General features: G+C 74.9%; 1 protein-coding gene. It reads left to right on the top strand.

Features of this window, described 5'->3' with window-relative positions:
• Positions 1-41 precede the first annotated feature (41 nt).
• A partial coding sequence (locus HMPREF3105_RS01855; RefSeq protein WP_246830313.1) for a TetR/AcrR family transcriptional regulator occupies positions 42-577 on the top strand: 536 nt, incomplete at its 3' end.

The following is a 577-nucleotide window of genomic DNA, read 5'->3' as shown; positions in this document are numbered from 1 at the left end:
CGCGCGCATCGCGTGAGCCCGCCCCGCGCCAGGAAGACCCCGTGACCGCCCACCCCGCCGCCACCGCGCCCGACGAGCCCGGGCGAGGCCGTCGTCTGCCCCGGCACGAGCGTCGCCGCCAGCTGCTGGACTGCGCCCGCGCGGTCTTCGCCGCCGAGCGGTACGCGGGGGCCTCCATGGAGCAGATCGCCGAGCGGGCCGAGGTCTCCAAGCCGGTCCTCTACCAGCACTTCCCCAGCAAGCACGAGCTCTTCCTCGAGCTGTTGGACGCCGAGGTCGCGAGCCTGCGCGCGCTCCTCGAGGCGGCGATGGACACCCGCCGGGACAACCGCGAACGGGTGCGGGCCACCGTCGCCGCCGTGTTCGAGTACATGGCCTCCCCCGAGCGGACCCACCGCCTCATCTTCGACTCCGGCATCGACGCGGACCCGGAGGTGCGCACGCGCAGCGAGGCCGTCCACCGGCTGCTCTCCTCCGAGGTCGCGCGCACCATCCGCGCGGACACCACCGTAGCCGAGGCCGAGGCCGAGGTGCTCTCCCGCGGACTCGTCGGCTATCTCCTGGGCGCCGCCCGCCA

The sequence above is a fragment of the Micrococcus sp. HMSC31B01 genome (genome assembly GCF_001816085.1).
GTDB lineage: Bacteria > Actinomycetota > Actinomycetes > Actinomycetales > Micrococcaceae > Micrococcus > Micrococcus luteus.
The sequence above is the reverse complement of the archived record's forward strand: the minus strand, read 5'-3'. Positions and strand labels throughout refer to the sequence as shown.